Source organism: Mesorhizobium sp. W050 (assembly GCF_054719535.1).
The window spans coordinates 4473068-4487502 of record NZ_JBTTIH010000001.1 but is presented as its reverse complement, the minus strand read 5'-3'; the positions used below and the strand labels follow the sequence as shown (position 1 = coordinate 4487502).

Annotated in this window: 12 protein-coding genes; 10 read left to right on the top strand and 2 right to left on the bottom strand. The window is 63.0% G+C overall.

Annotation, left to right across the window (positions count from 1 at the left end; translation table 11 throughout):
• Nucleotides 1–10: 10 nt before the first annotated feature.
• Nucleotides 11–175 (bottom strand): hypothetical protein, encoded by a 165-nt coding sequence (locus tag ACYG9Y_RS21660; protein ID WP_023669553.1) that lies wholly within the window; start codon nucleotides 173–175, stop codon nucleotides 11–13.
• Between the two features lie 335 nt (nucleotides 176–510).
• Between ACYG9Y_RS21660 and rimP the strand changes: the two genes are divergently transcribed.
• From rimP to ACYG9Y_RS21610, 10 genes are all read left to right on the top strand, one after another.
• Nucleotides 511–1155: a ribosome maturation factor RimP gene (gene rimP / locus ACYG9Y_RS21655; protein ID WP_023669554.1), complete on the top strand. Its 645-nt coding sequence runs from the start codon at nucleotides 511–513 to the stop codon at nucleotides 1153–1155.
• A gap of 47 nt (nucleotides 1156–1202) precedes the next feature.
• Entirely contained in the window at nucleotides 1203–2798 is a 1596-nt protein-coding gene (gene nusA, locus ACYG9Y_RS21650) for a transcription termination factor NusA (protein ID WP_023669555.1), read from the top strand.
• Nucleotides 2799–2836: 38 nt separating this feature from the next.
• Nucleotides 2837–3487, top strand: coding sequence for an RNA-binding protein (locus ACYG9Y_RS21645; protein ID WP_023669556.1), 651 nt, complete (start codon nucleotides 2837–2839; stop codon nucleotides 3485–3487).
• A complete protein-coding gene (gene infB, locus ACYG9Y_RS21640) occupies nucleotides 3484–6048 on the top strand; it encodes a translation initiation factor IF-2 (protein ID WP_023726861.1) in 2565 nt (854 codons plus the stop codon). Before ACYG9Y_RS21645 ends, infB begins: the two co-directional genes overlap by 4 nt.
• Nucleotides 6049–6209: 161 nt before the next feature.
• Nucleotides 6210–6629, top strand: a complete 420-nt coding sequence (gene rbfA, locus ACYG9Y_RS21635) for a 30S ribosome-binding factor RbfA (RefSeq protein ID WP_023692585.1) — start codon at nucleotides 6210–6212, stop codon at nucleotides 6627–6629.
• Nucleotides 6629–7600, top strand: a complete 972-nt coding sequence (gene truB, locus ACYG9Y_RS21630) for a tRNA pseudouridine(55) synthase TruB (RefSeq protein ID WP_023738180.1) — start codon at nucleotides 6629–6631, stop codon at nucleotides 7598–7600. The genes rbfA and truB overlap by 1 nt, the downstream gene beginning before the upstream one ends.
• A 44-nt stretch (nucleotides 7601–7644) precedes the next feature.
• Entirely contained in the window at nucleotides 7645–8739 is a 1095-nt protein-coding gene (corA, locus tag ACYG9Y_RS21625; protein WP_023738181.1) for a magnesium/cobalt transporter CorA, read from the top strand.
• A 95-nt stretch (nucleotides 8740–8834) separates the two neighbouring features.
• Nucleotides 8835–9209: a 30S ribosomal protein S15 gene (rpsO, locus tag ACYG9Y_RS21620; RefSeq protein WP_280790898.1), complete on the top strand. Its 375-nt coding sequence runs from the start codon at nucleotides 8835–8837 to the stop codon at nucleotides 9207–9209.
• Between the two features lie 278 nt (nucleotides 9210–9487).
• Nucleotides 9488–11635 carry a polyribonucleotide nucleotidyltransferase gene (gene pnp, locus ACYG9Y_RS21615; protein WP_023682005.1) on the top strand — a complete coding sequence of 716 codons (2148 nt, stop codon included), beginning with the start codon at nucleotides 9488–9490 and terminating at the stop codon, nucleotides 11633–11635.
• An 84-nt stretch (nucleotides 11636–11719) separates the two neighbouring features.
• Complete coding sequence (locus ACYG9Y_RS21610; protein ID WP_023738182.1) at nucleotides 11720–12733, top strand: class I SAM-dependent methyltransferase; 1014 nt, start codon at nucleotides 11720–11722, stop codon at nucleotides 12731–12733.
• 16 nt (nucleotides 12734–12749) lie between these two features.
• On the opposite strand, the gene ACYG9Y_RS21605 is transcribed toward ACYG9Y_RS21610, so the two are convergent.
• Nucleotides 12750–14303, bottom strand: a complete 1554-nt coding sequence (locus ACYG9Y_RS21605) for a putative bifunctional diguanylate cyclase/phosphodiesterase (RefSeq protein WP_023738183.1) — start codon at nucleotides 14301–14303, stop codon at nucleotides 12750–12752.
• Nucleotides 14304–14435: the final 132 nt, after the last annotated feature.

The following is a 14435-nucleotide window of genomic DNA, read 5'->3' as shown; positions in this document are numbered from 1 at the left end:
CGGTCTGGCTTCAGAAACGGCCGATCTTGCCGAAAGCGGTCGGGTCCATGCCGAGCCGGCGCAGATCGTTGGCGCGCGGCTTGCGGCCGGCTTCGACGGCCCGCGAGGCGGCAACGGCGCTGCCGAACAGGGCAAAGGCGTCGCCTATGGCGGAAAACACGGTACGGTTGCTCATTGTCTTGACCTTTCGCGCGCCACCGCGCGCTCATCTTTGATTTGTGCAGTGCAACATAGATAGGGATGTGAAATCCGGGATCACAGGGCCGTTACCGCATAGCCGGCATGCGCCGCGCGCAATCCTGCCAGCCGTCCCCGGCTGCACTCTGCCCGGCCCGTCAACAGACTTGAAACACCGGCCGGGATCGTCTATATCAGCCTCAAATTCTTGGTCGGTATGACGAAGAGTGGGTCCACCCGGTCCCGCTCTTTTTTATTACCTGCCGGTCAGCCATCAGCAAAGAGATGGTTCGGGACGACGATCATCCTGATCCAGAGAACGACAGGAACCGCATGACTGCAACGGCAAGCGAAGCCGACGACCGCATCATCCGCGAAAGCGGTATCGATGCGCGCATCGCGCTGATCGTTCAGCCGGTGTTGCGAGGCATTGGCTTCCGCCTCGTGCGGGTGCATCTGTCGGGCCAGAACGGCCTGACGCTGCAGATCATGGCCGAACGCGAGGACGGCACCATGACCGTCGAGGATTGCGAAGAGGTCAGCCGCGCTGTGTCGCCGGCGCTCGACGTCGATGACCCGATCGAGAAGGCCTATCATCTCGAAGTGTCGTCGCCGGGCATCGACCGGCCGCTGGTACGCAAGTCGGATTTCGTCACCTGGACCGGCCATCTTGTGAAGATGGAAACCTCGGTGCCGGTCGCCGACCGCAAGCGCTTCAAGGGCAAGATCGCCGAAGCCGGCGAAGACGACATGCTGCTCGAGCGCGACAAGGCCGCCTACGGCGAAGAGCCGACGGTTCGCATTCCTTATGACGCGATCGCCGATGTGCGGCTGATCCTCACCGACGACCTTATTCGCGATGCCCTTTCGAAGGACAACCGGGAACGCAAGGAAGCCAAGAAACGCCGCGGCGAAGCTGATGATGCACCCGAAGGTGCTGAAGGCGGCGCGGAAGACGAAATCGAACAGGAACTATGATGAGCGGCCGGGCCTAAAAGCTCGGCAACAAGCTCGGGAGAAATAAGATGGTTGTAAGCGCCAACAGACTTGAACTGCTGCAGATCGCCGACGCGGTGGCGCGTGAAAAGTCGATCGACAAGTCGATCGTCATTGCCGCCATGGCTGATGCGATCCAGAAGGCCGCGCGCTCGCGCTACGGCCAGGAAACCAACATCCGCGCCGACATCAACGCCAACACCGGCGAGATGAAGCTGCAGCGGCTGATGGAAGTGGTCGAGAAGGTCGACGACTACGCCACCCAGATCGCCATTTCCTCGGCCCGCGAGCGCAATCCGGACGCCCAGCTTGGCGACTTCATCGCCGAACAGCTGCCGCCAATGGATTTCGGCCGCATCGCCGCCCAGTCAGCCAAGCAGGTCATCGTGCAGAAAGTGCGCGAGGCCGAGCGCGACCGCCAGTATGACGAATACAAGGACCGCATCGGCGAGATCGTCAACGGCACCGTCAAGCGCGTCGAATATGGCAACGTCATCGTCGATCTCGGCCGTGGCGAGGCGATTATCCGCCGCGACGAGCTGATCCCGCGTGAAAACTACAAGTACGGCGACCGCGTCCGCGCCTATGTCTACGACGTGCGCCGCGAACAGCGCGGCCCGCAGATATTCCTGTCGCGCACCCATCCGCAGTTCATGGCCAAGCTCTTCACCATGGAAGTGCCGGAAATCTATGACGGCATCATCGAGATCAAGTCGGTCGCCCGCGACCCAGGCTCGCGCGCTAAGATCGCCGTCATTTCGCGTGACTCGTCGATCGATCCGGTCGGCGCCTGCGTCGGTATGCGCGGCAGCCGCGTCCAGGCCGTGGTCGGCGAATTGCAGGGCGAAAAGATCGACATCATTCCGTGGTCGCCTTCGGCCGCCTCCTTCATCGTCAACGCGCTGCAGCCGGCGGAAGTCGCCAAGGTGGTGCTCGACGAGGATGCCGAGCGCATCGAAGTGGTGGTTCCCGACGACCAGCTGTCGCTGGCCATCGGCCGTCGCGGCCAGAACGTGCGTCTTGCCTCGCAGCTCACCGGCTGGGACATCGACATCCTGACCGAGGCCGAGGAGTCCGAGCGCCGCCAGAAGGAATTCGTCGAACGCTCGTCGCTGTTCATGGAAGCCCTTGATGTCGACGAGATGGTCGGCCAGGTGTTGGCCTCCGAAGGCTTCACCAGCGTCGAGGAAGTTGCCTATGTCGATTCGGGCGAGATCGCCTCGATCGACGGTTTCGACGAAGACACCGCTTCGGAGATCCAGACCCGCGCCCGCGAATATCTGGAGAAGATCGAAGCCGAGCATGACGACAAGCGCAAGGCGCTGGGCGTCACCGACGAACTGCGCGAGATCCCTGGCGTCACCACCGCCATGATGGTGACGCTCGGCGAGGATGGCGTGAAGACGATCGAGGATTTCGCCGGCTATGCCGCCGACGACCTGACCGGCTGGAAGGAACGCAAGGACGGCGAGACCAAGGTATTCCCGGGTGTGCTCGCCAATCACGGCGTGTCGCGCGCCGACGCCGAGCAGATGGTTCTGGCAGCCCGCCTCAAGGCCGGCTGGATCACCGAAGACGAGCTTGCAGCCGAACAGGTCCCGGCTGACGAAGCCGTTGGTGCGTGAGGTGAAACCGCATCGCACACAACCCGCCCCAGGACGAGATGAACGATCGCACCTGCATCGTCACGCGCAAGCAAGCCGAGCCGGATGAGCTGATCCGTTTCGTCGTCGGCCCGGATTCGGCCGTCGTTCCTGACCTGAAGAGAAATCTGCCCGGCCGTGGTTGTTGGGTGAGCGCCGACCGCCTACATATCGACAAGGCGGCGGCGAAGAACCTGTTTGCCCGCGCCTTCAAGGCGCAGGTCGTCGTGCCGCCCGATCTCGGCGGCATGGTCGACGGACTGCTTGCACGATCCGCTTTGGGTATGCTTGGCCTTGCCCGCAAGGCTGGCTCGATCGCACTCGGCGCAACCAAGGTCGAGAGCGCGGTGCGCTCGGGGTTGGCGCTTTTCGTGCTCCACGCGACCGAGGCATCCGACGATGGCGTGCGCAAGATCAGTCAGGCGCGGCGGGCAACTGTCCACCTCGGCGGGCCGGCAGTCCTTGCCTACAAACTTTTCTCCGAGGCCGAGTTGAGCTTGGCATTGGGGGGTACAAATGTGATACATGCTGCCGTTCTCGCGGGAGACGCGGGCAAGGCGGTTGAGAGGCGCATGGTTGCGCTCGACCGATATCGGGGCGGAACCCCCGACGATCTGGCAATGCTTGCGGCCGTTGCTGACGAAGATGATGCTGCAGAGGATATGGAATGAGCGATACGAAATCGGGCGACGACAAGACGTTGAGTGTTACACCGAAGAAGACCTTGACGCTGAAGCGCCCCGGTACCGAGCAGAGCGTCGTGCGACAGAATTTCTCGCATGGCCGCACCAAGCAGGTCCAGGTCGAGATCAAGAAGCGCAAATTCTCCATGCCCGGCGACAAGCCGGAGCCGGTGGCTGCACCCGTATTTACGCCCAAGCCCGCGGTAGTGGCAGCCCCCGTCGTGCAGGAAGCGCCCAAGGCGCCGCCTCCGCCGCCGCCGGCCGAACGCGGCGGCATGGTGCTGAACGAACTGTCGCGCAATGAAATGGAAGCGCGCCGCAGGGCGCTCGAAGGCTCCAAGGTTCGCGACGTCGAGGACCGCCAACGCGCCATCGAAGAGGCCAAGCGCCGCAACGAGGATGAGGAACGCCGCAAGCGCGAGCGCGAGGAATCCGCGCGCCGTCAGGCCGAGGAAGAAGCCCGCCTGCAGACCGAGGCCGAGTCCCGCCGCCGCGCCGAGGAAGAAGCGCGCCGCCGCGCGCCGCAGGCTGCCGAGCTTGTGGCATCGGACGACGAGGAAGAGGTCAAGCCGAAGCGCACCGCCGCCGGCGCCCCGGTACGCCGTCCGGTTACGCCCGAAGTGGCGCGCCCGGCCAAGCCGACCAAGGCCGAGGAAGACCGTCGTCGCGGCAAGCTGACCCTCAACACGGCGCTTTCCGACGAGGACGCGCGCGCCCGCTCGCTGTCGTCGATGCGTCGCCGCCAGGAAAAATTCAAGCGCGCGATGCATAATGAGCCGCGCGAGAAGGTTATGCGCGAAGTGATCCTGCCTGAAACGATCACCATCCAGGAACTGGCGCAGCGCATGTCCGAGCGCGCTGTCGATGTGGTTAAGTACTTCATGAAGCAGGGCCAGATCCTGAAGCCGGGCGACATCATCGACGCCGACACGGCCGAGCTGGTCGCCACCGAATTCGGCCACACGGTCCGCCGCGTCGCCGAGTCCGACATCGAGGAAGGCCTGTTCAACATTGCCGACAATGCCGAGGACCTGGTATCGCGGCCGCCTGTCGTGACCATCATGGGCCATGTCGACCACGGCAAGACCTCGCTGCTCGACGCCATCCGCAATGCCAATGTCGTCTCCGGCGAAGCCGGCGGCATCACCCAGCATATCGGCGCCTACCAGGTCGAGAAGAACGGTCAGAAGATCACCTTCATCGACACGCCCGGTCACGCCGCCTTCACGGCGATGCGCGCCCGCGGCGCTCAGGCGACCGACATCGCCATCCTGGTGGTGGCGGCCGACGACAGCGTCATGCCGCAGACCATCGAATCGATCAGCCATGCCAAGGCGGCCGGCGTTCCGATCATCGTGGCGATCAACAAGATCGACAAGCATGATGCCGATCCGCAGAAGGTGCGGTCGGAACTGCTGCGCCATGAGGTGTTCGTCGAATCGATGGGCGGTGAAGTGCTGGACGTCGAAGTGTCGGCGACCAAGGGCACCAACCTCGACAAGCTGCTCGAGGCGATCCTGCTGCAGGCCGAAATCCTCGACCTCAAGGCCAATCCGGACCGTACCGCCGAGGGCGTGGTCATCGAAGCCCAGCTCGACAAGGGCCGTGGCCCCGTCGCCACCGTACTGGTGCAGACCGGCACTTTGATGCCGGGCGACATCCTCGTCGCCGGCAACGAATGGGGCCGGGTGCGCGCGCTGGTCAACGACCATGGCGAGCAGATCAAGGAGGCGCCGCCGGCAATGCCGGTCGAGGTGCTCGGCCTGCAAGGCACGCCGCAAGCCGGCGACCGCTTCGCTGTCGTCAACAACGAGGCCCGCGCCCGTGAGATCACCGAATATCGCCAGCGTCTGGCGCGCGAGAAGGCAGTGGCTCGCCATGCCGGCCAGCGCGGCTCGCTCGAACAGATGATGTCGCAGCTGCAGACGAGCGGGTTGAAGGAATTCCCGCTGGTCATCAAGGGCGACGTGCAGGGTTCGATCGAGGCGATCAACGCCGCTCTCGACAAGCTTGGCACCGACGAGGTGCGTGCGCGCATCGTTCATGCCGGCGCCGGCGCCATCACCGAAAGCGACGTGTCGCTGGCGGAGACCTCGGGGGCCGCGATCATCGGCTTCAACGTCCGTGCCAACGTGCAGGCACGTGCGGCCGCGGCGGCCGCGGGCATCGAAATCCGCTACTACTCGATCATCTACAACCTCGTCGACGATGTGAAGGCAGCACTTTCCGGCCTGCTGTCGCCGGAACGCCGCGAGACCTTCATCGGCAATGCCGAGATCCTCGAGATCTTTGACATCACCAAGGTCGGCAAGATCGCCGGCTGCCGTGTCACCGAAGGCAAGGTCGAGCGTGGAGCGGGCGTGCGCCTGATCCGCGACAACGTCGTCATCCACGAAGGTACGCTGAAGACCCTCAAGCGCTTCAAGGATGAAGTCGCGGAAGTTCCGGGCGGCCAGGAGTGCGGCATGGCCTTCCAGAACTACGAGGACATGCGCGTCGGCGACATCATCGAGTGCTTCCGCGTCGAGATGGTGACCCGGACGCTCTGAGTTCGTATACTGTCGATACGACCGGGCGGTGGTCGAAAGACCGCCGCCCTAACTTTAATGCCTGTCGCCCAAAAGTGCGGGATAAACGACATGCATAGAACAAATATGAGACATGGCGGCACGGTCCCATCCCGCGCCTCACGCTTTCCGGATTGAGAAAAATGCCCCGTCCAACCGCCTCCAGCCCATCCCAGCGCATGCTTCGCGTCGCCGAACAGGTGCGCCATGCGCTGTCGGAAACCTTGCAGCGCGGCGAGATTATCGACCCGCTGATCGAGAACACCGTGGTTTCGGTCTCGGAAGTGCGCATGTCCACTGATCTGAGGGTCGCAACGGCCTTCGTTTCGCCGCTCGGCGCCAAGGACACGGGTGCGGTCATCGACGCGCTCAACAAGCACGCGAAGTTCGTGCGTGGCCGCGTCTCCGGCGCGCTCCGCCAGATGAAGTTCATGCCGGAGTTCCGCTTCAAGCTCGATACGTCCTTCGACAATTTCGCCAGGATCAACGATTTGCTGAAATCGCCGGAAGTCGCGCGAGACTTGGGTACCGATGGCGAAGACAACGACAAGGACGAGAAATAGTGGGGCGCCGCGGCAAGAAGAAGGGCCGGCCGATCTCCGGCTGGGTGGTGCTGGACAAGCCGGTTGGCATGGGTTCGACCGAAGCCGTCTCCAAGATCAAATGGCTTTTCCAGGCCGAAAAGGCCGGCCATGCCGGCACGCTCGACCCGCTGGCCTCTGGCATGCTGCCGATCGCGCTGGGCGAGGCAACCAAGACCGTGCCTTATGTGCAGGACGGCGCCAAAATCTACCGGTTCACCGTCGCTTGGGGCGAGGAGCGTTCGACCGACGATCTCGAAGGCCCGGTGACGCAAAGTTCCGACCGCCGTCCGGCGGAAGAAGATGTCAGGGCGCTGCTGCCGAACTACACCGGCGTCATCATGCAGACACCGCCGCAATTCTCGGCCATCAAGATATCAGGCGAACGCGCCTACGATCTCGCCCGTGGGGGCGAGACAGTCGACATCCCCGCGCGCGAGATCGAGATCGGCCGTCTGGACATCGTCGAGCACGCTGCCGACCACACCTTGTTCGAGGTCGAATGCGGCAAAGGCACCTATGTGCGCTCGCTGGCCCGCGACATGGGCCGCGACCTCGGCTGCTTCGGCCACATCGCCGAATTGCGCAGGGTCGAGGTCGAGCCGTTCACCCAGGAGGATTTCGTCACCGTCGCCGAACTGGAAGCCGCCCGTTTCGGCGAACAGCGCGAAGCTGACGAAGAGGGCGACGCCGATGTTGCCGACGCGCCGATCGACTTTGGCGCAATCGATGCGCTGCTCGTCGACACGGCCGCCGCGCTCGACTGCCTGCCGCAGATTGCCATCAGCGACGAAGCGGCGACCAAGATCCGCCTTGGCAATCCCGTCATCATCCGCGGCCGCGACGCGCCCGTGGAAGCCGAGGAAGCCTGCGCCACCGCGCGCGGCAAGCTTGTCGCCATCGGCGCCATCGAGCAAGGCATGTTCAAGCCGAAGCGGGTCTTTGCCGGCTGACCACTCTCGTCTAGTCTTACGTCGACGTCACATCCGAGGGGCACATGGCAAAGGCTGAGGCGGTGAAGAAGCGGGCGCCGGTGACAACGCGCCGGCCGCCGGTTGGCGCCTCGCCCGGCACGCTGATCGCCGATCCGGCGGCGCGACGGTCCGAGCTGCGGCTGACGCTGATTTCGCCTGAAAAATTCAAGACCATCAACGATGCCAGCATCGACGATCTCAACACCCATTGCGACAACTGGCCGGTCGTCTGGCTGGACTGCACCGGTCTCGCCAACATCCAGCTGATCGAGGAGATCGGCCGGATCTTCAACCTGCATCCACTGGCTCTGGAAGATGTCGTCAACACCGGCCAGCGGCCGAAGGTCGACTTCTTCGAGGACCACGCCTTCGTCGTCATGCGCATGATCGACGACGTCAAGGTGCATCGCTATGAGCAGATCGCGGTGTTCTTCGGCAAGAAATTCGTCGTCACCTTCCAGGAGCGCGAAGGCGATCCGTTCGACCCCGTGCGCAAGCGCATCGCCGCAGCGTTGCCCAACCGCTTGCGGATGCGCGGCGCCGACTATCTGGCCTATGCGCTCATCGATTCCATCGTCGACAGCTATTTTCCGCCGATTGAGGCCGCTAGCGAGGAGGTCGATGGCATCGAGGACGAGATGCTCAACACGCCTCACAAGCATCAGATGCGCCAGCTGCACGAATTGCGGCGCGACGCCAATGTGCTCAAGGGCGTGCTGTGGCCGATGCGCGACGCGCTGGCGACGCTGATCCGCAACGACGTGCCCTATGTGAAGCCGGAGACGAAAATCTTCTTCAACGACACGCTCGACCACGCATTGCGGCTGATCGAGCTGGTCGAGAACCAGCGTGATATGCTGACCGGCTTGATCGAAATGCATTTGTCGCTGAGCCAGGCGCGCACCAACGACGTCATCTCTTATCTCACCATCGTCTCGGTGATCTTCATGCCGCTAACCTTCCTGGTCGGTATCTGGGGGATGAATTTCGATCCCGAGATCTCGCCGTGGAACATGCCGGAACTGAAAGCCTACTATGGCTACCCGGCTTCGCTGCTGTTCATGCTGGCCGTTGCTGTCGGGCTGATCGTCTTCTTCAAAAGCAAGAAGTGGCTGTAAGGTTTCGGTGTCAGGGGAATCCTGGATTCCCGAGCAAAGGGCTGCGACAAGCCGGCTTTATGAATGGGCTGGTGTTTTCCGGGGAATTGCCCTATATGCGCCGCAGCATCGCGCCATGTCGCTTTGCTTGCACCGGCCCCTGCTGGACGACATCCCGGCTGAGGGCGACCCGTTTCCTCAAACAGATAAGGAAAAACACGATGTCGATTACTGCCGAGCGCAAACAGGAATTGATGGGTGAATTCGCAACCGCCAAGGGCGATACCGGGTCTCCGGAAGTCCAGGTGGCCATCCTTTCCGAGCGCATCAAGAACCTGACCGACCACTTCAAGGACCACAAGAAGGATAACCATTCCCGCCGTGGTCTGCTCGCTCTCGTCTCCCAGCGCCGCAGCCTGCTTGATTATCTCAAGCGCAAGGATGACGCGCGCTATCAGACGTTAATCGAGAAGCTCGGTCTGCGCCGTTGACGAATTGACCGGCGGGCTTTCGAAGGAGAGCCCGCCGGTCGCGCATTCTGCCAGTCGCATCGATTGGCCAGACCCGGTTTCGAGCGCGCAGAGGCCACTCGAAACCGCCCATGGACGGTCATGGGGCAGGATTGCAGGACGCTCGTGCGCTAACCAGCGCCGAAATCTACCCGAGCTTCCCGTTGTCTTGCCCGTGGCTGCCCGAGAAAGGAAGCCAGGGAAAGGGCATCCGCGCACCGTGAAACGGCGCGGCCCTTTCCGCTTATTAAGGACAAGATATGTTCAACTACCACAAAGTGGAAATCGAATGGGGCGGCCGTCCGCTCATCCTGGAAACCGGCAAGATCGCACGTCAGGCTGACGGCGCGGTGCTTGCGACCTATGGCGAAACCAAGGTTCTCGCCACCGTCGTTTCGATGAAGGAGCCGAAGCCAGGCCTCGATTTCTTCCCGCTGACCGTCAACTACCAGGAAAAGACCTACGCCGCCGGCAAGATCCCGGGCGGCTACTTCAAGCGCGAGGGACGTCCGAGCGAAAAGGAAACGCTGGTTTCCCGCCTGATCGACCGCCCGATCCGCCCGCTCTTCGCCGACGGCTACAAGAACGACACCCAGATCGTCGTCACCGTCGTCCAGCATGACCTCGAGAACGATCCCGATATCCTGTCGATCGTCGCCACCTCGGCCGCTTTGACGCTGTCGGGCGTTCCCTTCATGGGCCCGATCGGCGGCGCTCGCGTCGGCTACATCAACGGCGAATACGTGCTCAACCCGCATGTCGACGAGATGCAGGAATCCAGGCTCGACCTCATTGTCGCCGGCACCGCCGACGCCGTGCTGATGGTCGAGTCCGAAGCCAAGGAACTCGGCGAAGAGCTGATGCTCGGCGCCGTCATGTTCGGCCACAGGGGCTTCCAGCCGGTGATTGACGCCATCATCAAGCTGGCCGAAGTTGCCGCCAAGGAGCCGCGCGATTTCACGGCACCGGACTACTCCGCGCTCGAAGCCGAAATGCTGAAGATCGTCGGCGACGAGCTCAGCAATGCCTACAAGAACGTCGACAAGCAGAAGCGTTACGCCGCCGTCGACGCCGTCAAGGCGAAGGTCAAGGCAGCGTTCGCTCCGGCCGAAGGCGAAGACGCCAAGTACACCTCCGAGCAGATCGGTTCGGTGTTCAAGGAACTCCAGGCCAAGGTCGTGCGCTGGAACATTCTCGACACCGGTTCGCGCATCGATGGCCGTGACCTCAAGACTGTCCGCAAGATCGTCTCGGAAGTCGGGGTCCTGCCGCGCACGCACGGTTCGGCGCTGTTCACCCGCGGCGAGACCCAGGCGCTGGTCGTTGCCACGCTGGGCACCGGAGAGGACGAGCAGTATGTCGATTCGCTAACCGGCATGTACAAGGAGAAGTTCCTCCTTCACTACAACTTCCCTCCCTACTCCGTCGGCGAGACCGGCCGCATGGGTTCGCCGGGCCGCCGGGAAATCGGCCACGGCAAGCTCGCCTGGCGCGCTATCCGTCCGATGCTCCCGAGCGCGGACCAGTTCCCCTACACGCTGCGCGTCGTCTCGGAGATCACCGAGTCCAACGGTTCGTCGTCGATGGCCACCGTCTGCGGCACATCGCTGGCGCTGATGGATGCCGGCGTTCCGCTGGCCAAGCCGGTTGCTGGTATCGCGATGGGGCTGATCAAGGAAGGCGAGCGCTTCGCGGTTCTGTCCGACATCCTGGGTGACGAAGATCACCTCGGCGACATGGACTTCAAGGTTGCCGGTACCGAAGGCGGCATCACCTCGCTGCAGATGGACATCAAGATCGAGGGCATCACCGAGGAGATCATGAAGATCGCGCTGGACCAGGCCAAGGATGGCCGCCAGCATATCCTCAGCGAGATGGCGCATGCTCTGACCGGCGCCCGCCCCGAACTCGGTGAGTTCGCACCGCGCATCGAGGTCATGCACATCCCGACCGACAAGATCCGCGACGTGATCGGCTCCGGCGGCAAGGTTATCCGCGAGATCGTCGAGAAGACCGGCGCCAAGATCAACATCGAGGACGACGGCACGGTCAAGATCGCTTCGTCGAACGCCAAGGAGATCGAGGCGGCCAAGAAGTGGATCCATACCATCGTCGCCGAGCCGGAAGTCGGCGAAATCTACGAAGGCACGGTCGTCAAGACCGCCGACTTCGGCGCTTTCGTCAACTTCTTCGGTCCGCGTGACGGCCTCGTCCACATCTCGCAGCTTGCCAACGACCGGGTCGCCAAGACCTCGGACGTCGTCAAGGAAGGCGACAAGGTCTGGGTCAAGCTGATGGGCTTCGACGAGCGCGGCAAGGTCCGCCTGTCGATGAAGGTCGTCGACCAGGCCACCGGCAAGGAAATCGCCCGCGACAAGAAGGCCGAAGGCGAAGAAAACGCCGCCTGAGTGGTCTGACAATAGAGTTGAACGGGCGCGGCTTATGTCGCGCCCGTTTTCGTTTAATACCCGTCTACGAGTGAGAATCGAAGAATGGCCGCTGAGCCGCTGAAGACACTGTTCCATCCCTTCGAGGCCGAGGGGCTCCCTCTGGCGCAAAAGGGCGAGCGTGTGTTGTTCCTGGGTGCGGAGCCCGGCTTCCGCTTGCCGGAAGGCTTCGAGGCAGAGCTCCATCTTGCACAGGGTTTCCGGCCGCATCTCCGAGCGCTGGAGCGTGCCGGTCACAAGGTAACGCCGCGCGCGGAAGGCGATGCATTCGATGCAGCGCTCGTGCTTGCCGGCCGCCATCGTGGGCTAAACGAGATGCGTATTGCCGAGGCGATCGAACGCGTCACGCCGGGCGGTCTGATCATTGTCGCCGGCGGTAAGGACGAAGGCATCGCCAGCCTGCGCAAGCGCATCGACGAGCTTGTCCCCATCGAAGGGCATCTGCCGAAATATCACGGCATCGCCTTCTGGCTTCGCCGTCCGGCCGATCTGGCGCCTGCGGAAAAACTGCGCGTCGCCAATCCCGCCTTGGTCGTAGAGGACCGCTTCCGTACCGCGCCTGGCATGTTCTCCTCCGACCGGATCGACGTCGGCTCGAAACTTCTGGTCGACAACCTGCCCAAAGACCTGCGCGGCAACATTGCTGATTTCTGCGCCGGCTGGGGTTATGTCGCCGCCGAGGTCGCGGCACGTTCATCCGGCATAACGGGGCTCGACCTTTACGAAGCGGATTTCGACGCGCTTGAGGCGGCCAAGGGCAATATCGGCCAGACAGGCTTCGAGCCCGGCTTCTTCTGGACCGATCTGCTGAGCGAGCCGGTCGAGCGGCGCTATGATGCCATCGTCATGAACCCGCCCTTCCATCGCAGCCGGGCGGCCGAGCCGGAAATCGGCGCCGGCATGATCCAGGCGGCGGGCAAGGCGCTGAAGCCGGGGGGGCGGCTGTTCATGGTGGCGAACCGTCAGCTGCCTTACGAACCGGTTCTGAAGGCCGTCTTCTCCAGCCATGCCGAGCTCGCCCGCGACGGCATGTTCAAGGTTTTCTCCGCGCGCCGATAGGACGGTGCCGGTCGCCTCAATGCATGCTGACGATGCGCGCCGGCTCGTGGACGGGAATGGTCGGTCTGATATCGCCAGGCTTGATCTTGAGCGGCGCCGGCCTGCCGAACAGATAGCCCTGCACCATCTCGCAACCAGCTGCTCGCAAAAGCGTCGCCTGGTTCTCGGTCTCGACGCCTTCGGCGATGATGCCGACGCCGAGCGCCCGCGACAGGCCGACGATGGTAGAGACGACGGCGCCCGAATTGGAATCGGTGTCGATGCGGCTGACGAAGGAGCGGTCGATCTTCAGCTTGCCGAAGGCGAAGTCGATCAGGTAGCTGAGATTGGAATAGCCGGTGCCGAAATCGTCGACGGCCACCGAAATGCCCATGTCGGCAAGCTGCTGCAGGATGGTGGCGGCGCGGTCGCGGTCCTGCATCATCGCCGTCTCGGTCACTTCGAGCTCCAGCCGCGACGGCTTGATGCCGGTGCTGGCCATCGTATCGCGCACGATGCCGACGAAATCCTTGGTCATGAACTGGACCGGCGAGATGTTGACGGCAACGAAGCAGTCCTCGGGGAAATGACGGGCATCGCTGCAGGCCTTGTTCAGCACCCAATTGCCGATCGGGTGGATCATGCCGGTCTCTTCGGCGATCGGAATGAATTCCATCGGCGGGATCATGCCGCGTTCCGGGTGCTTCCAGCGGATTAGCGCCTCGTAGCCGACGATACGGCCGGTCGGCAGGTCGAGCTGCGGCTGGTAGTGAAGGTCGAAATCGCCACGGACGAAGGCGATGTGCAGTTCGGATTCGATCCAGTGGCGGTAGTCGGCGACCTGGCCCATGTCGGAATGGAAGACCGACCAGTTGCCCACGCCGCCGGCGCGGGCATTCTGCAGCGCCAGGTTGGAGTGGCGCAGGATGAGGACCGGATCGACGCCATCCTTTGGCATCGCCACGATGCCGACCGACAGGCCGACCGACTGCAGGTGGGAATCGAGCTGGTACGGCTTCAGCATCTCCTCGATCATGGTTTCGACGGTGCTTTCCATGGACCTTTGGAGTTGGTGTTCCCAGACAAGGATAGCGAACTCGCCGGCGCCGATGCGCCCCATCACCGCGCCTTCGGGCATGCAGGCCTTCAACCGCTTGGTGAAGCCGCGGATCAGTTCGTCGCCATGGCTGTAGCCGATCGCGTCGTTGATCTGCTTGAAGCGGTCGATGTCGATGTCGATGAGGAACACCGGCTCACCGGTCCTGATCGTCGCGGACGCCGCGTCGGCAATCCTGCCGACCATCGCCGGCCGCGCAAAAAGCCCGGTCAGCTTGTCAAAATGGGTTTCGTTGAAAACGTAGTCCACCGATTCATCGACGCCGGCGAAGAAGGACAAGGCAGCACCGGCGGCGGCCAGCGCGCATAGCGCCGACGCGATGCCGATCATGGTTTCCGCCTGCATGCCGGCAAAGCCGTCCCCGAAACCATGCCGGAGGCCCCAAAGCCCAAGGATGAAACTGCCAAGGCCCGAACTGGCGACGGTGAGCAGCCGGAACACAGGTGTCCGCTTCGGGTTGCTGACAGCAGGCATTGCTCAGTCCCTGTCGCATGATCCCGAAATCAACTCGACTTTCGGGAATATCAAGCGCAAATTCATAAAGGCTAAAGCATCCTTTGCGCCCAGCAAGAACGCGCAGAGCCCAAGCCTATAGGACTTCTAGCG